The sequence below is a fragment of the Streptomyces sp. KLMMK genome (assembly GCF_036961605.1).
GTDB lineage: Bacteria > Actinomycetota > Actinomycetes > Streptomycetales > Streptomycetaceae > Streptomyces > Streptomyces telluris.
Window position 1 is genome coordinate 15,868 of record NZ_JBAMDC010000020.1, and the last position, 17,723, is coordinate 33,590.

Sequence of the window (17,723 nt, forward strand, 5' to 3'; positions counted from 1 at the left end):
CCCTTCGCCTTACCTTTCGCAGGCCTGCGTCGTCGCACTGGGTGGGACCTTATCGACCCCCTGCCCGAGGACTGAGAGAGGACTACGACATGGCCACAGAGGTGACGGCCGAGGCGACGGCGAACGCACGGCGCAGCTCCACCTTCCTGCAGATCACGATCGTCCTGCAGACTCTGACCATCTTCCTTCAGGCGGTCTCCGCCGGACTGCTGCTGACCTCGTCCTACGGAGAGACGCTGCACAGCGTCGGAGCCCGCGTGATGTACGGGGCGTCGATGCTGTACGTGCTCGCGGCGGTGCTGGCGTGGAAACCGGGCGGCGGCTCGCCCCGGGCCGTCTGGTACGCGTCAGGATTCCTCGTACTCGCCTCGGTCCAGGTCGTACTCGGCATCGCGCACGTCCCCTCGGTCCATCTCCCCCTCGGCGTCCTGATGTTCGGCCTGAGCATGCTGGCCCTGGTCCGGCGCTAAGGTCCCACCCGGGGCCGCCAGGATCCATACGAGGGCCGCCCCGGCCTCATTCCCCCCTTCCCAGCCTGCTACCGGTCCGCCAGCTTGAGCAGCAGGACCCCGGCGGGGCGGAACGCAGGCTCAGAAGGCAGCGGTCACGCACCTCCGCAGGATCCTCGTGAGCCTCGGGGTGCAGCTTCGTCACCCAGCCCACCCACTCCTCAACCCGGTGGCAGAAACGCTCACCGACCTCCCCGGCCGTGCAGTCGGTGTCCTCCACCACGTCGCGGAGGACGGCTGCGACCAGCAGGCCCTCGTCGTGGACACCCGCGCCCGAGACGAGCACCTCCATCGCCTCCAGGCGGTGCTCCAAGTACGGCCGACTCACCGGCGGGCCTCTTCTGATCCCCATGGGCCTCTTCAGCGAACGTGAGCGAACGTGAGCGAACGTGACAGCCTCCCCGTGGCGCTGTGCCAAAGCCTTCCCCAGCGTCCGCCGCCAACTACCGGCAGGCGGTGTCCCAGTCGTGCCACGCGCCGAAGACCCGGTGGGTCAAGACGGCTCCTGATCCGCAGCTTCCAGCTGCTTCTTGTATTGCGCCCACCGAGGCAGGGCCGACGGCAGCTCGCCGGCCTTCGCCCTGCGGGTCTCGAACTCTCCGGCGATACGCCGACGCTGGATCTCGGTGAGGGCTTCGTTCCTGATCGACTTCATTTCCGCAGGAGAAGCGCACTCCCTCTCATCTATGACGAAAGCCGCAAGCATGAATCCGTCCGCAGTCCTTCTCCGGAACGTCGAGATCATGACGAACTTCCGGCCTGTCTCATCTGTCACCGGTACCTCCTGCGAGTCTCTTCCCGACCCCACGCCGTCGACGGCCGACGCATCCGGTTCTTCGATAACGTCTCACAGGGCGTTCAGCCCGGCTACCGCACAGTCGCCCACCACGCGCGTGGGCGTCCTGTACCTCTACGAGCAGCAATCCCGGTGCCACTTCTCCTTCCCCGTCACGGGCGGGGGTGTTCCTCGGGACGGCCGGGGACGGATCCTCGTGCTCGACGGGCAGGTGGCCGCGGACGGGCTCCGAGCGGAGCCGGCTACTGGATGTTCAGCCTGATGGGGTGGGCCGGGTCCGCCGGGCAGGTGAAGACGCGGAGCTCGCCGTGGCGCCCCACGCTGACGTCCGGGCCGTCGTGGCTGCTGTCCACGGTCAGGAACAGCTGCATGCGGGCGCCGCAGGAGCAGTCGATGGACATGAGGTCGGTGAGGTGCCAGCTGGGCCAGCCGCCAGCCTTCCACCCGGGGCGGCAGGCCAGCGTGCGGTGGTACTCGACACCGTGGGCCTCCGCCCAGCAGTCGCCCTCGGCGTGGAGGTCTTCGGCGATCTCGTCCTGGTCGGGCAGGTCGGTGACCTCCACGGGGTCGAGGACGCAGGGCCGGGGCAGGTAGCGGTCGTCGGCCCGGTCCGGCCGCGGCGGGTCGAGCAACGCCCCGGCCCGGGACGACGAGCGGTACCGCAGGGTGACCATGGGCCCCCAGTAGCGCGGCTGGCCCGGCGGGTCGCTGTGCTCGGTCGGGCACCACAGCATCTGCAGGACGTCCGCGCCATCCCGCCAGGGGGCTGCTGCGGGGGCGTCCCGGGCGTACAACTGCAGGACGGGCACCATCGGCACGCCCGGGCGCGAGGTGTCCTCCACCCAGCGCGTGCGTTCCCACCTGACCATGTCGAGCACCGAGGCGCCTGCCATGATCTGCTGCTGGATCCGGGCCTCCTCTTCGGTGACCTCGTACCCCCGGCCGGGGTTCAGGCGCCGCCGCTCCTTCATGGCTTGGTCGATCCGCTGCCAGGTTTCGCGCTCGTCGTCCGTCAGCTTCTCGTGGACCTGCACCGCGTGCGGCGCCCGGCACAGGGGCCACGGCTCGTCCTCGGGCCAGAGCAGGGGCCCGCCGACGGAGCTGTCCTGGACACCGGGAGAGCCCTCGGACGGCCTCAGCAGCGTCGCCGTACGGGCATGGGCCGCGAAAGCGGGCACCTCGGCTATCAGGGACTCGGCGGATGGTGCGGGCAAGGCGTACCCCTCTCGTGGAACTCCGGGCAGGCCCCGATCATGCCGGAAGGGTCTGACATCCAAGCGGCCGGCACCCGGCACCCGCACCCCGGGCCCGCGGGCCTGCGGGCCTGCGGGCCTGCGGGCGGCCCGGCACCGAAGCCCGTTGTCTCGTCAGAACCCGCCCCCGCTGCTGCTGTCGGAACTCGATCCGCTGTCGCTGCTGCCACCGGAGTCGCTGGAGCCGCCCGAGTCCGAACTGCCGGAGTCCGAGCCGCCACCCGATCCCGAGCCGCCGTCGAGCGCGCCGATGACGTCGGACATCCACGACGTGGAGTCCGTGGGGTCCGAGCCGACGCCGCACCGGGTGAGCAGGTCACAGAGGGGTGCGTCGCCCAAGGCGCCGGTTCCGTCGAGCGCGAGCGCCAAGGCCACTCCACCGGCCGCCGTAGCCGCCGCCGTCGTCACGCCGGTCGTGTACGGGGAGCGGGGGCGCCGGGCCTTGTGGACGCGCTGGGCGTCCTTCACCAGGGCCTCGCCGGCCGCGGTGGCGGGCGCCGGGCCGGGCAGCACGTTGTCGCTGACCGCCCGGCACGCGAAGCCCGCGAGGACCAGCAGGATGGCGACGGTCATGCCGTGACCGTGGGCGGCAAACCCGGCTTCGGATCCGGTCGTGTCGAAGGAGAACACCAGCATGACGATCGTCAGGGCCGCCAGCCATGGATACACCTTGGCGCACAGGCGCAGCAGGAGGTGCCCGGCGCGCAGTCGTTGGCAGTCCTCGGGAGCGTAGGCCAGTCCGCGCGCGGTGAGCGAGGCGCCGATCGCCACGGTCTCCTGATGGCCGATCAGCCGCTTCCGCAGATCGCGCAGGGCCACCGGTGCCCCACTGCGCCCGGCATCCACGTACTCAGTGGTGATCGCCCGCTCGACGGGGGTGCGCGGCCGGGCCCCGGGGGCGAGGGAAAGGTGCCCCTGCTGGTCGATGTGCAGCAGCCCGTCCTGCTGCATGGTGAGCAGCGCGGTGTCGGCGGTCCGCGCGGCGCCTCCCTGGAGCCAGGCGATCTCGAGCACGTCACGCGGAGCGCCACCGGCCGCGGGCTGTCCTCCCCACCAAGTCTCGGTGGTCACGGGCGGGAGCCCCCGGGCGGGGGCGGGCGCGGGCCGGGCCCGGCGGGGGCGGGCCTGCATCAGCAAGCCGTACGCCGCGCTCAGCACGGTGACGGCGTAGCCGGGTATGAGGATGAAGTACCCGAAGGGCATGGTGGCTTCGTCTTCCTGTGGTGAGGAGCGGAACGCGTTCCGCCCGCGGCGTCCCGCGGCGACGGAGCCTACCTCTGCACCTCGCGGCCCCAGGCGGTGAGCCCCGCCAGGAACCCCGCCCTCTCCTCGGCCTGCAGCCGGTCCAGGGCGCGCGACAGCGGCTCGGTACGCCGGACGATGAAGAAGGCAGACGTCGCCCTCGACCGCGCGCGGTCGTCCAGGGCCTGTACGGGCGGACACTGCGGCCACGGAGCCGGGCGAGGTCTGTATCCGCTGCCCGGCCCGGTCGCACCCACGACGTTATCGCTGCCCGCCACGACCACATCCTGGCCCACCTGCGCGCCGCCGGCCTCGGGCGCCGGCGGGCCTTGGATTCCGCGGTCTGGACAACGACGTGCGCGACCCCGTGATCGTCACCGGCTTCACCGCCGGCCGCACCCACAAGCTCACCCCATGCTCAGAGGACCGCCAGCTGCATCCTCGCCGTCGGACGCGCGCCGAACGAACATGGCTTCGCCCTCCTCAAGAACTGGCGGGCCCTCAGCAAACTCCGCACCGACCCCGCCCGCGCCACCCACCCCACCTCCTGCGCGCCCTGCTCGTACTGATGAACCTCGAAGTCAACCGCTGACACGCCTTGTCCGGGCCCTGACGGCACACAGCAGTCACTGATGGGATGGATCTTCACAGCGAGGACCTCAAGGCCCTCGCTGTTCGTGGCGAAGGGTGCGCAGCCGTTCGCGGGTGGCGGCGGGCAGGCCGGCCACGACGCAGTCCCAGGCGTGGTGGAGCATGTCGGTGAGGTCTTCGTCAGGCATCGTGTCGTCGTCCAGGTGCACGGTGAGCCAGTGCCACCGGCGGCCCTGGTACCACGGGCGTACCGCCGTGTGCTGCTCGCACAGGTGCAGGGCGAGCTGGGGTTCACACTTGACGGTGACCTGGTCGGGGTGGGTTCTGGTGGCCGCCGCGAGCATGGCGAAGATGCTGCCGCCGACCTTGTAGACGGGCCTGTTGGGACCGTACGGCTCCTCCTCCGTCACCTCCGGCAACGCCAGGGCGAGCTCCGTCACGTCCTCGGGAGTCATGGTGATGTGATGTCCTTCGTCCGGCCGGGTTCCCAGGGGGTGCGGTCAGCGGTAGTCGTCGGGGTTGGGTGCCTGTCCGGTACTCATGTACTCCTGGAAGTAGCGGACGGAGTCGGGGGCCGATCCGTCGGCGTCGGTGAAGCCGTACTCCTTGGCCAGGGTGCCGACGGACAGGGAGCTGCCGGTGAAGCGGGCGATGTCCGGGTCGGTGGCGAGCGCGGTGACGGCCCGGGCGGTGAAGAGCGGGGACTCGGAGATGGCGAACGTGGGGTCCACCTTGCAGCCGTCGCGCCAGTTCTCCTCGGTGATGCGGAACGCGTCGAGCATCGCCTCGGTGCGCATCCAGCCCGGAGCCAGGCCCAGCGCCGTACAGCCGTACTCCTTGATCTCCTCGGCCAGTGCCCATGTCATCCGGAAGGGGGCGAACTTGGCGAGGTCGAAGGCGAACGGGGCACGGTAGTGGGCGCGGTTGAACTCCTCGGTGCCGTCGGTGAGCTCCACCACCAGTCCGCCGGGGCGGCGGATCAGCAGGGGCAGGAGGTAGTGGCCGGTGACGTAGTAGGTCTCGATGCCGAGCTGCAGCATGCGTCGGCCGTTGTCCAGATCGCAGTCCCACATCTTCTTGCCGCGCTCGACGAGATGCTCCGCGCCCCAGATGGCGTTGACGAGGATGTCCAGCCGGCCCTGTTCGCCGTCGATGCGCTCGGCCAGTGCCTGCACCTGCTCCGCCTGGAGGTGATCGACCACGGCGGGGATGCCCTCGCCGCCGGCGGCGGTGACCAGCTCGGCGGTCTCCTCGACGGTCCCGGCCGGGCGGCCCGACTCCCCCGCCTTGCGGCGGGTGCTGCGGCCGGTCACGTAGACCGTAGCCCCGGCCCGGCCCAGCTCGACGGCGATCGCCCGGGCCCCGCCGCGGCTCGCTCCGGTGACCAGCGCCACCTTCCCCCCCCCAGCGCCTTACCTTCGTCGTGGTTCATGTGGGTCATTCCTCTGTCGCTCAAAGATGATGTCCGGAGCACGGTCCGTACCCCGATGCGTCGATCCCCGTCCGGATCCGCTGTCACTGCGGACTGCGCGGATCAGGTAGCGGACCGGATGGACGTTTCACCCGCTCTTGCCGGCGGCGCTGATGCAGAAGGGCTGGCCGGAGGGGTCGAGCAGCACCGTCCAGTGGTTGCCGCCGGGCTGGTGGGCAGGCTTGGCGGCGCCGAGGCCGACCAGACACCGCTCAGCGGCCTCCACGTCGGCGAAGGTCAGGTCGAGGCCGCGCACTTCACCGCGCCGGTAGCGGCTGCGTCGTTCCCGGTCATGGCGGTCACCAGGTCTGCTTCTGGGTGACGGCGATGACGTAGCCGTCGGGGTCGGTGAAGTAGAAGAGCTTCTGGCCCTGGTGCTCCATGACGTCCTTCTGGACGGTGACCAGGGGGCGGATGCGCTCGACGTAAGTGTCGAAGTCGTCGACGGCCAGATAGAACATGCCGAACGCGCCGACCGGGGTGTCCTTGAGAACGGGCAGCCAGCCGCGCAGGTGCTCGTCCCGGTAGACCATCAGCGCGAACTCGCCGTCGAAGAGCAGGATGCGGAGGTCGTCGTCCGGGTCGTTGCCGGCAGGCAGGGCGGTGAAGCCGAGCTTCTCGTAGAAGTCGACAGTCGCCTGGGTTTCGGAGACTCCCAGGCACGGAGAGATGGCAGGGGGTTTCATCAGGGATCACTCCTCGAAGAGGGGATGTGAGCAGAAGGGCCGGAGCTCCTCAGGGGCACACAGCCCGCCGCGAGAAGCCCTAGCGGAAGCATGCCCTCCATATAGGGCAGAGCACGTCCTATATGGGGTGACCTGCAGAGATTTCATACGGGTGAGGGGTGAATCCTGTCGCGGGCGGAGGAATCACCAGCGTCCGCCCAACGGTCCGGGCGTCGGCGCGGCCGAGGTGCGCTCGCGTACCAGCAGCTCGGGACCCAGCGTGTGCAGGATCCAGGAAGGCCGCGCGAAGGAATCAAACCGAGCGGAAACCGGCGAACGGACCGGTCCGCCAGACGATCTTCTCCGCAGACTACCGCCCATGACCAGCATGAGCGGCCCGGGCAACCCGGCACACCAGCCCTTTGACCAGCGGCTTCAAGTTGGCGGGGGCTCACTCGATGCACAGCACCCGATGCCGGGCATCGTGCACTGGATGCGGAACTTCGTGGGATCCACTCGGTGGACGACGGCCCGGCATCTCACCACAGCCAGGCGGTGGAGTGCCGCCGCACGGAACAGGGCGCGCGCATCGCGGCTCGCGGCTGCGTTGCGCCGATGCGGTTCTGCCGGGGCCGGGGCCGGGACCAGGGCTGGGGCCGGCGGGACTGCCCGGCGGCGAAGCGGCGACGTCCCGCGTCCTGGAACCGCCAGTGCTGCTTGCGCAGCTCCCGCTTCTTCTCCCGGTCGCTCTTCGGCGCCCGGGGTCGCGGGGATACAGGGCGCGCAGGTCGGCGGTCATCATTTGTCAGCCGGCCGGCCGGGTGTAGCCGTCGACGACGGTCTGCACGATCTGTTCGTCCAGGCCGGGCTGGTGAAGGTGGCCGCGCAGGGCGTAGGCGAGGTGGCGGCGGGCTTCGGCGAGCAGGTGCCGGCGCTTGAACGCGCCGCGCATCACGTACACCACGGCGACAGTGTCGACGGCGGTCAGCGCTATGCCGACGGCCGGCCGCACCCGGGCCCACACCGCCGCGGCCACAGCACGCGCCCGATCCGCGAGACGGTAGACGGTAGACGGTGCAGGCGCCGAACGCCCGGACCGCTGAGGCTCTCCATCGCTCGCGCAGCTCGGACAGCGAACGCACCGCCTTGGACTTCGGCGGGCGCGTCCGGTAGGCGGCCTGCCGGTCAAGCGCGTAGGCGGCCCGCTCCCCCGGCGGGTGCCGCCCCTGCCTCTCTTCCTAGTCGGCTACGAGGACGGGCAGCGCGTCCGCGACCTGCTGACGGCGGGTGGACTGCCAGCCGATCAGCCGCCGGCAGCACCCACGCGATCTGCGCCGTCGCTGGCAGCCGAAACACCATCCCGGCCTAGACTCCCCGCGTGAGCAAACAGCCGACCTTCCGAATCGTCGACGGCGAGCGGATACCGGGGCTCTCCCGGCCCGCGTTCGTGCGCAACGGCGACCACCATTACCTCGTACAGCTCGGGATCTACGCCGACGGACTGATCGACTGCTGGGGGCTGCTCACACTTGAGGACTTCGCCGCCGACCTGCGCCGGGGCAGGATCGTGACCACGTTCGAGGAGGGGGCACGGGCAGCGGTCCACGAGACGGTCGAGTGGGAGTTCAGCAAGGTCAACGGCCGTCTCACGCCGGAGTCGCTGTACGCAGAGATCCGCGACGACATCGATGACCTGAACGGCCGGCCCGACTCCACCGCCCGGGCCTGGCGCGCCCTGCAGGAGTTCCGCGCGGACCCGACGCAGGAGCGGCGGACAGTCCTGCGCGCCGCGTACGAGGAGATCCCCGAGCACGAGCGGCACGCGGCGCTTGCGGACCACTCCGTGGGGGACGGCCCGCTGTACGACCTGGCCATGGGCCCGGGCGGGGACGTGACGGCGGAGGAGTACCAGGAGTCGCTGGACTACTTCGACGAGGAGTGGGGCGATCCGCTGGAGTGGCTCGCCCGGCGGGACCAGGAACCGGAGCCGGGGTCGGCGGACGGGACCGTCCTGCTCCACGAGTGGCACGCGCCGGAAGACTGGCCCGAGGACGCGAGCCCGTCGGCAGCGCTCCGCAACGAGTATCCGGCCCCGATCCGCATCGGCGGCGTCGCCTATCGGCACGTTCACGAGGCGTGGCTGGCCGTCGATCCGGCCCCGGAGGCGCGGACCGCGGTGATGGCCGCGCTCCTGCGGGCCAAGTACGACCGGCACCCCGAACTCGCCGACATCCTGACCGCCACCGGATCGGCCCGCATCCTCTACCGGGCGAACTCCTTCACCCTCTCCGAGATCGCCTTCTGGGGCCACGAGGGCGCCGGCCGCAACTGGATGGGCCGCCTCCTGGAAGCGACCCGGGCCGAACTCCACGCCCGCCGCCTGGGCCTGCCGCACTGACCACTGCCCGGGGCGGCCGGGGGCTCATGGGCGGAGGCAGAACATCCGGCCCGGCCCCAAGGCCTCCTACCTCCGGGGGAAAAAACTGACCTCCACCCGGCGGTTCTTCCTGCGCCCCTCCTCCGTCCCGTTGGACCGGCCGTCGGAGATCGGGTACTGCTCGCCGTATCCGCGGATCTCGTAGCGGATCGCCGACGAGCCAGGTCCTTTGCGAGCTGCCTCTGCACCGCGTTGGCGCTCTCCTTGGAGAGGGCCACGCCGTGGTACTCGCCGCCGTCCGTTTCGACGAGGGACTTGATGTCGAGGACGCGGCCGGGCGCGAGCATCACGCCTTTGAGGCCGGGCGCGCTGGCGTCGATCTTCACCAGGGGGGTGTTGTTCGCGGGGTGTCGGGGAACGCCGCCCGCGTGAGCGGCCGTGGTGGCCAGGAGGAACGTGGCCAGGGCCGTGACCGTGCCGCGCCGCGCCGCGCCGTGGAGGATCGTCGACGCATCGGGCCTCACCTCGAGATCTTGATGCGGACGGATGTCATGGTCGGCAGCTGGACGTCGACTTCCTTGACGTCGTCGGGCGGCGCCGGGAACTGGGCGAAGGGGGCGCGGCGTCGGCAGGCTGCTGGCTGGGAACGCTGTCGTCCCATATGACGAACTCGCCTCCGTCCGAGAACCGCCGCTCCGGCGGGTTCACAGGCTCTGGCCTGGGATCCCGGCATCCCGGCGAGTTCCGCCCGGTCCGTCTGCCGCCTTTCGTTTGATGCCCCGCTGCCCCGCTGGCCCGCTGGCCCGCTGTCTCTCTGTCCGCTCAGTCGTCAAAGTGGAGGTCAGGTCGGGTCCAGAGGGTGAGGTCGCTGCTGGTCGCGACCGCCAGGGTCAGGCCGGAGGGGGAGAAACCGGCTGCGCGGAGTTCTGAGTACTCGGAGTGGAAGATGTGCCACCACGTGCCTCCCGCCGGGCCTTTGTGGGACCCGCCGTCGGCGGAGAGGATGACGCGGTCGTGGGGCCACTCGGGGCTGACGACGTCCAGGGTCCAGCCGTCCGGTGTGGTGCTGTGCAGGCCTCCGCCGAAGAGCCCTGCGATACGCACCGGCACGCCCTCGATCGGGCCGAGCCCGGGGCAGGTCAGCTCCGGCGACGCGTCCGGAGTGCTGGTGTCGGGGTCTGGGTCCCGGTCGCGGGCGACCTTTTCGCCGGTGACCGCGTCGAAGAGTCCATGGCCGTCGCCGGACACGGCCATGACGAGGTCGTGCCCGCTTTCGGGATGGACGGCGAAGCCAATGCCGAGCAGGCCTCCGATGGGGGTCCTGTGGTCCAGCACCGGCTGCCACGGCGCCGGGGCCGGCATGACGGTGGCGGCGATGTAGCGCTCGCGCAGCTTCTGCTGGTACTCCGTGATCAACTCGTCTCCTCGGGGCTGTCTGTGTCGAGGTCAAGACCACAAACGATCTCAAGGTGACAAGAATGATGCACCTGAGGAGTTCGCTGTCTCCACGTACGAGGCCCCGCCCACGGCTGTGCCGCACGGGCCCGCACCCATGCGGCACAACGGCTTCTTCCGCGGCTTCCTCGAAGCCTCGAGAAAGCCTTGAGAAAACCTCGAGAAGGCCCTTCGCGACCTTCCATGGCCGAAAACGCTCTCCACAAGCCCTTCACACAGGCCATTGAATGCCCATGGCCAACGCTGATCCCTCATCAGCGCATCAGTGCACTCTTCACGTTTGGGAGACACCCTATGAGACGACTCCGCACCGCGGGTCTGGCACTTCTCGGCGCGACGCTCGTCGCCGCCGTCACGGCGAGCCCGGCCCAGGCGTCGCCGGGCGAGACCCGCACGGTGTGCGCCGACTCGATGACCCCGGACGGCTGGGTCGACGTGAACTGGGGCACCAGCGCCTCGTGCCGCGCGATGAGCGGCTCGAACATCAAGATGATCAAGCAGCTGGACGGCCTTCCCGTCGGCACCAAGGTCAACGCCTGCGCCTCCGCGCAACCGCCGAGCGGCTGGACCAAGGTCCAGACCTACTACAGCGGCGGCTGCGTGGTCTTCGTCAACTCCTCCTTCACACCGAACGCCTGGCTGCTGCAGAAGACCTCCTGACCGGAGGGCAGCGAGGGGTGGCACTCAGCCGAGCGGCCGTCACCGACGAGCTCACCCGGCCCGGGGGCAGGCGTGCGACCTGGTCGCACGGGACGGAGCGGATACGGGGCACGCAGCACATCGTCTGACGACGCATCGGCGAGCACGACACCTTCACCGGTCCGTGCCTCACCCACGAACGACGACGGCCGGACCTCCGAGGTGGGGACCGGCCGTCGCCCGTCAACTTGGGAACGCCCGAGTTGCTCCGCCTTCGGAAGGCTGATCGCCACGGCCCTGGCGAGGCGAAGTGCCCCCTCAAGAGCAGTGCACTTCCCATGGCGTCGGGCCGGGGAAGCCTCGCCTCGGGTCTCCCTCGGCCCGACACTGCCCGTCCCTCCGCCGGCCAGCGGGCATGCCGGTTACACCGTTCATGCCGGTCATGCATCGCCTTCCACAAGGCTTCGAGCTGTGCGCCGTCCAGGCGGGGCTCATCGAAGGGGCACGGCACCGGTGGAAGCGAACCTCGCTGCCCACGGCCAGTTCCGCGTGATCGCACTCCCCCCGGACATGCACACCACGCAAACGTAACCGGGCCAGGCAGCCGGGAAGTGCCGGCGGGGCAGACCAGAAGCACGCGGACCGCATCGCCCCGGACCTCCGGGGCGTCCTCTTTCCAGGCCCGTTAGCCATACGCTGCCCAGCAGACTGACGTCGGCGTCAATCGATGATCAGCTCACGTCCGTGGTGCCGACGGCGGTGCGGGGCCGACTGCGGGCTCATGGCTTGAGGTCGCCGTCCCGGTAGAGAGCCCGGCGCGCCGCGTTTGCCGGCCCAGGCCGGGAAAAAGGCGGTCGTTGGCGCGGGCGTAGCGCAGGGCGGTGGGGGTGACGTCCGGCAGGTCGTGTTCGTTCGTGGGCTTCGCGCAGGCCCCATCGTCTGGTCGTCGTCTGGTCGTCTGGTCGTCGCCGACCGGGGGTGGAGTGTGTCGGCGAGGTCTCCGCTGTGGTGGTGCCGGCTGATTCGGTGGGTGGAGCCGACGGTGCGGGTGTGGTGTCCCAGGTGCCGGTGAGGAAGCCGCCGGTGTCGTCGGCCGGTGCCGGCTCGGTGGCGGGCGTGGGCGGGAAGGTCTGCTGAGGTGGTCGGCCGGCCCCTGCAGCTGTACCGGGCCCGGGACCGGCAGAGCGGCGGCGTGGTGTTTCGCGGTGGTGGTCGGGCCGGTGGTGGCCCCGCTTGCGGACTTCGGCGTCGGGGAAAGGAACAGGATCTGTGTCTCCCATGCCGTGCCGCCGATGGCGAGATGGGCGTGGCCGGTGTGATGGGTGGGCTTCGGCGCGGGTGGGTCTCGGGGGCGAGCATGCGCCCGGCGTTCATGCTGTAGCGGGCCGCTCCGTTCGTCGCCCGCCGGATGGTCCTCAGGCGCTGACCACCTCCCGCACTGCTGCGAGGAACTCTTGCGTGCGCGGGTGCGTGGGGTGGGCCGGGCGGGCGAGGTAGACCGTGGCGGCGGGCGCGTCGGCGACCGGGACGAAGCGCACCCCCGGGTGACCGTGGCTCTCCGCCGTGCCCGCGGCGCCGACGCCGAACGCGCCGCCCGTGGCGATGAGGTTCAGCCACTCGTCGACGTTGCGCACCTCGACCGTGCGGTCCGGGCGCTGTGCCGGGGGCCACAGGCCGACCGAGGCGGTGCCGGTGCCCGGCCACAGGGCCAGTGGGAGGGCCGGGCCCGGGCCGGCGGTGAGCTCCGCCAGGCGCACCCGGTCGCGGGCCGCGAGCGGGTGGTCGTCGGGCAGGGCGGCGACGCGGTCCTCGGTGTAGAGGGCCTCGGTGCGGATGCGCGGGTCGGCGGGGACAGTGCGGAGCACCGCCACGTCGGTGTCGCCGGTGGCCAGCCCCGCGGTGCTGTTGTCCTGCCGGACCACTTCGAGCGGCGCGTGCGGGTGCGCCCGCCGCCATGAGCGCAGCAGGGGGACGGTCTGCTGCCCGAGGACCGCGCACGTGTAGCCGAGCCGCAGCGGCCGGTCGACGGCCCGGGTGTCGGCGAGTGCCGCGTCGAGGTGGGCGAGGATGGCGCGCCCGTGCCCGAGGAGGGTGGTCCCGGCCGGGGTGAGGTGCAGATGCCGGGAGGAGCGGTCGACCAGCCTTACCCCCACGCGGGCCTCCAGCTGGGCGAGCGTGCGGGAGAGGGCGGGCTGCGTCATGTGCAGCAGAGCGGCCGCAGCGGTGACAGTACCCGCCTCGGCGATGGCGGCCAGGGCCTTGAGATGACGCAGCTCCACATCCATGCATGGGAAGCATAGTCGCTGCCCAGATGGCATTTCCGGGTGCGGAGCGCGATCCGTAGCGTCGGATGCGCCGGGTGATTCGCCCGGCTTCCTTCCCTGGGGCAATCACTCCCAGGGATCGCCCGGTATTTCCCGGGGCATCGGTTATTTCAGGCATTGGATGGTGAGCTGTGAGGATTCTTATGGTCGGCGCGGGCGGCACGCTGGGCTCCGCGGTACACAAGACGCTCGCGGAGCGCGGCCACGAGGTGATCGGCGTGGGCCGCACGGGCGGCGACCTGCTCTGCGACGTCACCGATCCGCAGGCCGTCGCCCGGATGTACGCGCAGGCCGGTCCGCTGGACGCGGTGGCCGTCGCGGCGGGCGACGCCGTGTTCAAGCCGCTGGCCGAACTGGCCGCGGACGACTTCGCGGCGACGTTCCGCGGCAAGGCCCTCGGCCAGTTGGAGCTCGTCCGCCAGGGCGCCCGGCACGTGACCGCGACCGGCTCGTTCACGCTGGTCAGCGGGATCCTCACGCAGGAGCCGATCGTGGCCGGGGCCGCCGCGTCCGCCGCCAACGGCGCGGTCGAGGCGTTCGTGCGCGCTGCCGCGATCGAGCTCCCGCCGCAGCGGATCAACGCCGTCAGCCCGACGGTGGCAGAGGAATCCCTGCCCGCCTACGGTCCGTTCTTCGCAGGCATGGAGCCCGTCCCGGCGGCACGCATCGCGACGGCGTACGTCCGCTCGATCGAGGGGGCACAGACGGGGCAGGTGTACCGGGTGCACTAACGGACTCGTGCATGGTCAGCCGTGACGCATGGCTGACCATGTTTCGTCGCTGGTCAGGCTGTGATGAGTGACCGCGGGGCGTCGGTCGGCGCGTGATGGCAAGCCGCTCTGGGCGCAACGGTACAGCCACGTTCGACCAGTAGTGGCCACGCCGCAACCGGGCAGCCACGCGCAGGTATACGCACTGCACGAATTCCATACGGGCAATCCGGGCAGGTCGAGGTCAGTGCGGGAACCAGTGCGCGCGGCGCTCCCGGAGCAGGCACGGGCGGGACTGCCCGGTGACGAGGTGGTGCAGGTTCGGCTCCGGTGTTCTTCTCGGAGTTCTTCTCGGAGTTCCCCTCGGAGTCTTCTCGGATGACCGCTTGCCGACAGCGGATAGCCGTCGCCGGATCCGGATAGGGCGGAGCGCCGGCGCGTCCTACGGTTTCGGAGAAATCGGCGCTCTGGAGGCGTACATGGGAAGCTATCGCGGTGCGCGGACGGCCGTGATCGTGGGTGCAGGCGTGGCGGGTCTGACAGCGGCCACTGCCCTGGCGCGCGGCGGATGGCAGGTTGAGATCGCCGAGGCCGGCCCGGCGGAGGCGCCTTCCGGATGGGGGTTGTGCCTGACCGGCCCTTCGCTGCGCGCGCTGGACGAGCTCGGGCTTGCGGCCGCATGTCTAGCCGAGGGTTACGGCATGAGCACGATCACGCACGTGGACGTGAACGGCGTGCCCGCGGAGGAGGTCCGCTTGCCGCGCCTGATCGGTACGCGGCGGCCGGCGGTGGTCGGTATCGCGCGTCCTGTACTGCACCGCATCCTCTATGCGGAAGCCGAGCGGTGCGGCGTAGCGGTACGCCACCAAGTGACCGTTGCCGCGGTGGACCAGGAGGGGGAGCTGGTCCGCGTCCGGATGTCGGACGGGGCGGTCCGAAGGGTCGCGCTGCTGGTGGGCGCGGACGGGATCCGTTCGTCGGTGCGGGGGCTGCTGAGGCTTGAGGCCTCGCTCGGCTTTCACGGGCAGATGGTCTGGCGGGCTCTGGTGCCCCGCCCGTCGTGGGCCACCGGGATCCATCAGTTCGCAGGGAAGACCGGCACGGCCGGCCTCGTGCCCCTCTCGGGCAGGCAGGCGTACGTGTTCCTGACGGAGAACGGCGTGGAGCAGAGTGTCCTGCCCGATGCCGAACTCGCCCCGCGTCTGCAGCAACTCCTGGAGGCCTTCCCGGGGCGGGTGGCGGAGATCCGCCCCCTGGTAGCCGAGTCGGAATCGGTCGTGCGCCGCCCGGTGCTGACGGCGCTTCTGGAGGGCGCCTGGAGGCGGGGCAGCGGCGTGGTCATCGGTGACGCCGCGCATGCCCCCGCACCGCAGATGGCCAGTGGCGCCGCCCTGGCCATCGAGGACGGGCTCGTACTGGCCCAGGAAATCGGGCGGCACGAGTCTGTCGGCGCGGGGCTCCAGGCGTTCGTCAGCCGGCGCGCGCAGCGGTGCCGGACGCTCGTGGAGACCTCGATGGTGATCGCCGGCCTGGAGCAGGCGCAGCGCCACCACGAGGCGTATGCGCTGGTCGATTCCTGCCACTGGCTCATGGCCGGGCCCGCGTAACCACCCGGTGCGAAGGGCGGTCCGGCCTGCCGATCGCGCAACGGACGAGGAGAGGACGAGGAGAGACAGATGCCCGCTGCAAGTTCCCGGACACGAACTCTTCCTGAGGCGCAGCCGTGGCTGCGCTGCGCGAGCACCTGGAGCAGCGTAAGAACCCTTTCAACGCCATCGGTCACGACGCCGCCGCGCGGCACATCGAAACGCTTCCGGGCACCGATCCCCGGTCCTGGGCCGGGCACTGGCTGGCGGGGGCGGAAGACTTCGCGACCCGGGCGCGCCGGGCCGAGGAGAGCGGCGACCGCGAGGAAGCCCTGGAGAACTGGTGGCAGGCGTACCAGTTCGCGTTCCTGGGCCGTTACCCCTCCCCAATGCAGCCGGCAAAGGTCCGCGCGTATGACCGGCTGTGGAGTACTTCGGCGAGTGTCCGCGCTGGAGCGCGTGCCCATCCAGCACGTGGCGGTGCCCTTCTTCGGGCGTGCGGTAGAGGGGAAAGTGCTGCGGTTCTTCGTGGCACGCCCGCCCGCGGGAGCGGTGCGCCCGCCGTCCTACCTGACGGACCTGATGCCGGCCAGGGCCCGCATCTTCGGCGGCAGCACCTTCGAGGACTACGTCGAGCGCTGCCCTGAGCTGTCCCTGCTCGACCAGGGCATCCTGGACACGCCGTGCTGCCCGCTGCTGCTGGTCAACGGCAAGGACGACCAGCAGAACGCCTCGGCCGGCCTCTGCCTGGCCCTTGACCACGGGACCCCAAGACGGCCCGGATGTTCCCCGGCGGCCACATGGGCGAGGGACCCGTACTGCCCACCGTCCTCGACTGGCTGACAGAACGACTGAGCCGACCGAACGACTGGGCTGGCCGAACGACTGAGCTGGCCAACGCAGCCGTGCAGCAGAGCAGCTGCGCAGCTGCGCTGCTTAAGGGAGTGCACCATGAGCAACAGCAGTCTGATCACCCACCTGCGGCACATCGATATCGCCATGCCCAACTTCGCCGAGCAGCGCCGGTTCTACACCGAGCTGTGGGGGCTGACAGAGGCCGCCGGCGACACCGGTGTCTCGTTCCTGGCGGCCGAAGGCTCCCCGGAGCAGTACGTGGTGCGGTTGCGCGAGGACGCCCACAAGCGCACCGACCTCATCGCCTTCGGCGCCGCCGGCGCTGACGACGTCGACACCCTGGCGGCACAGCTGATCACTCAGGGCGTGCGGCTGGTCCACGAGCCGACAATGCTGGACACCCCAGGGGGCGGCTACGCGGTCCGCTTCTTCGACAACGAGGGCCGCGTGGTCGAGGTCTCCGCCAACGTCTCCGCCCGCCGGCACCGCAAGATCGAGGCCCGCGAGCCGATCCCCGTACGCCTCTCCCACGTGCTGGTGAACTCTCCCACCCCCGAGGCCACGGTCGCCTGGTACATCAGGCACCTGGGGTTCCGTCTCTCGGACACGATGTGCCTGGGCGACCGCGGCGAGATCATGTGGTTTCTGCGGTGCAACACCTTTCACCACAGCTTCGGGATCGTGCGCGGGCCGCACGCGGCCTTCCACCACGCCTCCTTCGAGATGCGCGGAATCGATGAGTTCATGCGCGGCACGGGCCGGATGCGGCGCCTGGGCGTCGAGCGGCTGTGGGGGCCGGGGCGGCACCGGGCCGGTGACAACTCCTTCAGCTACTTTCTCGACCAGGCCGGTAACACCGTCGAGTACACCACCGAGCTGGAAATCCTGGACGAGGACACCTGGCGCCCTCACCTCTACGACCTGCGCGATCCCGCGAACGCGGACCAGTGGGGCACGGCCGAGGAGATGGACGAGTTCATCGCCGCCGAGTCACACAACGACGTCGACCCGGGGCTGTTCACGGCCCCGCCGATGTGAGCGGAAGACCGCGTGGAGCCTCTGCGCACCCGGCTTGTCATCAGCCGGGGGCCGACTGGGGGCAAGGCCCCCCCAGGCGCCGGCTGCCAGCTGCGGCCGCCTGGGCAAGGCCCGCCGGCCCGATGGACAGGCCTTCACCGCGGCCTGCGCTCTGCACCGGCCCGCTCACCTACACCCCAGCAGGGGTGATGAGCACCCGCCTGACGCTGACG

At 70.7% G+C, this 17,723-nt stretch carries 20 protein-coding genes; 7 read left to right on the forward strand and 13 right to left on the reverse strand.

From position 1 onward, the window contains the following. The first annotated feature begins 89 nt into the window (after window positions 1-89). Entirely contained in the window at window positions 90-470 is a 381-nt protein-coding gene (locus V7793_RS06340; protein ID WP_335581912.1) for a hypothetical protein, read from the forward strand. Window positions 471-516: 46 nt separating this feature from the next. Here the strand turns inward: V7793_RS06340 and V7793_RS06345 are convergent, their stop codons facing one another. The 10 genes from V7793_RS06345 to V7793_RS38150 form a co-directional block, all read right to left on the reverse strand. After that, complete coding sequence (locus V7793_RS06345; RefSeq protein ID WP_335581913.1) at window positions 517-837, reverse strand: hypothetical protein; 321 nt, start codon at window positions 835-837, stop codon at window positions 517-519. A 165-nt stretch (window positions 838-1,002) separates the two neighbouring features. Continuing rightward, on the reverse strand, window positions 1,003-1,284 hold the full coding sequence (locus tag V7793_RS06350; RefSeq protein ID WP_335581914.1) for a hypothetical protein: 282 nt from the start codon (window positions 1,282-1,284) through the stop codon (window positions 1,003-1,005). Between the two features lie 263 nt (window positions 1,285-1,547). Next, window positions 1,548-2,519 carry a hypothetical protein gene (locus tag V7793_RS06355; protein ID WP_335581915.1) on the reverse strand — a complete coding sequence of 324 codons (972 nt, stop codon included), beginning with the start codon at window positions 2,517-2,519 and terminating at the stop codon, window positions 1,548-1,550. 153 nt (window positions 2,520-2,672) lie between these two features. Beyond that, window positions 2,673-3,761, reverse strand: coding sequence for a TIGR04222 domain-containing membrane protein (locus V7793_RS06360; RefSeq protein WP_335581916.1), 1,089 nt, complete (start codon window positions 3,759-3,761; stop codon window positions 2,673-2,675). Window positions 3,762-3,829: 68 nt separating this feature from the next. Next, on the reverse strand, window positions 3,830-4,078 hold the full coding sequence (locus tag V7793_RS06365) for a hypothetical protein (RefSeq protein ID WP_335581917.1): 249 nt from the start codon (window positions 4,076-4,078) through the stop codon (window positions 3,830-3,832). A 381-nt stretch (window positions 4,079-4,459) separates the two neighbouring features. Further along, the gene (locus V7793_RS06370) at window positions 4,460-4,846 is read right to left on the reverse strand and encodes an MmcQ/YjbR family DNA-binding protein (RefSeq protein ID WP_335581918.1); all 387 of its coding nucleotides are present in this window, start codon (window positions 4,844-4,846) and stop codon (window positions 4,460-4,462) included. A gap of 45 nt (window positions 4,847-4,891) precedes the next feature. Beyond that, the gene (locus V7793_RS06375; RefSeq protein ID WP_335581919.1) at window positions 4,892-5,785 is read right to left on the reverse strand and encodes an SDR family oxidoreductase; all 894 of its coding nucleotides are present in this window, start codon (window positions 5,783-5,785) and stop codon (window positions 4,892-4,894) included. Window positions 5,786-5,950: 165 nt separating this feature from the next. Continuing rightward, window positions 5,951-6,118, reverse strand: a complete 168-nt coding sequence (locus tag V7793_RS06380) for a VOC family protein (protein ID WP_443057852.1) — start codon at window positions 6,116-6,118, stop codon at window positions 5,951-5,953. A 43-nt stretch (window positions 6,119-6,161) separates the two neighbouring features. Then, entirely contained in the window at window positions 6,162-6,548 is a 387-nt protein-coding gene (locus V7793_RS06385) for a VOC family protein (protein WP_335581920.1), read from the reverse strand. Window positions 6,549-7,332: 784 nt separating this feature from the next. Beyond that, on the reverse strand, window positions 7,333-7,563 hold the full coding sequence (locus tag V7793_RS38150; RefSeq protein WP_443057853.1) for a hypothetical protein: 231 nt from the start codon (window positions 7,561-7,563) through the stop codon (window positions 7,333-7,335). Between the two features lie 342 nt (window positions 7,564-7,905). Here V7793_RS38150 and V7793_RS06395 point away from each other — a divergent pair, with 342 nt between their 5' ends. Then, entirely contained in the window at window positions 7,906-8,925 is a 1,020-nt protein-coding gene (locus V7793_RS06395; protein WP_335581921.1) for a DUF7638 domain-containing protein, read from the forward strand. 499 nt (window positions 8,926-9,424) lie between these two features. On the opposite strand, the gene V7793_RS06405 is transcribed toward V7793_RS06395, so the two are convergent. Together V7793_RS06405 and V7793_RS06410 are read right to left on the reverse strand one after the other, a co-directional pair. After that, window positions 9,425-9,565 (reverse strand): hypothetical protein, encoded by a 141-nt coding sequence (locus tag V7793_RS06405; RefSeq protein ID WP_335581922.1) that lies wholly within the window; start codon window positions 9,563-9,565, stop codon window positions 9,425-9,427. Between the two features lie 161 nt (window positions 9,566-9,726). Further along, the gene (locus tag V7793_RS06410) at window positions 9,727-10,320 is read right to left on the reverse strand and encodes a hypothetical protein (RefSeq protein ID WP_335581923.1); all 594 of its coding nucleotides are present in this window, start codon (window positions 10,318-10,320) and stop codon (window positions 9,727-9,729) included. A gap of 333 nt (window positions 10,321-10,653) precedes the next feature. Here V7793_RS06410 and V7793_RS06415 point away from each other — a divergent pair, with 333 nt between their 5' ends. Next, entirely contained in the window at window positions 10,654-11,019 is a 366-nt protein-coding gene (locus V7793_RS06415) for a hypothetical protein (protein ID WP_335581924.1), read from the forward strand. Between the two features lie 1,394 nt (window positions 11,020-12,413). Here the strand turns inward: V7793_RS06415 and V7793_RS06420 are convergent. Then, entirely contained in the window at window positions 12,414-13,283 is an 870-nt protein-coding gene (locus tag V7793_RS06420; RefSeq protein ID WP_335581925.1) for a LysR family transcriptional regulator, read from the reverse strand. A 170-nt stretch (window positions 13,284-13,453) separates the two neighbouring features. Between V7793_RS06420 and V7793_RS06425 the strand changes: the two genes are divergently transcribed. From V7793_RS06425 to V7793_RS06440, 4 genes are all read left to right on the forward strand, one after another. After that, window positions 13,454-14,053, forward strand: coding sequence for a short chain dehydrogenase (locus tag V7793_RS06425; RefSeq protein WP_335581926.1), 600 nt, complete (start codon window positions 13,454-13,456; stop codon window positions 14,051-14,053). 458 nt (window positions 14,054-14,511) lie between these two features. Next, a complete protein-coding gene (locus V7793_RS06430; protein WP_335581927.1) occupies window positions 14,512-15,639 on the forward strand; it encodes an FAD-dependent monooxygenase in 1,128 nt (375 codons plus the stop codon). A gap of 420 nt (window positions 15,640-16,059) precedes the next feature. Beyond that, complete coding sequence (locus V7793_RS06435) at window positions 16,060-16,461, forward strand: hypothetical protein (protein ID WP_335581928.1); 402 nt, start codon at window positions 16,060-16,062, stop codon at window positions 16,459-16,461. Between the two features lie 108 nt (window positions 16,462-16,569). After that, the gene (locus V7793_RS06440) at window positions 16,570-17,511 is read left to right on the forward strand and encodes a VOC family protein (RefSeq protein WP_335581929.1); all 942 of its coding nucleotides are present in this window, start codon (window positions 16,570-16,572) and stop codon (window positions 17,509-17,511) included. Window positions 17,512-17,723: the final 212 nt, after the last annotated feature.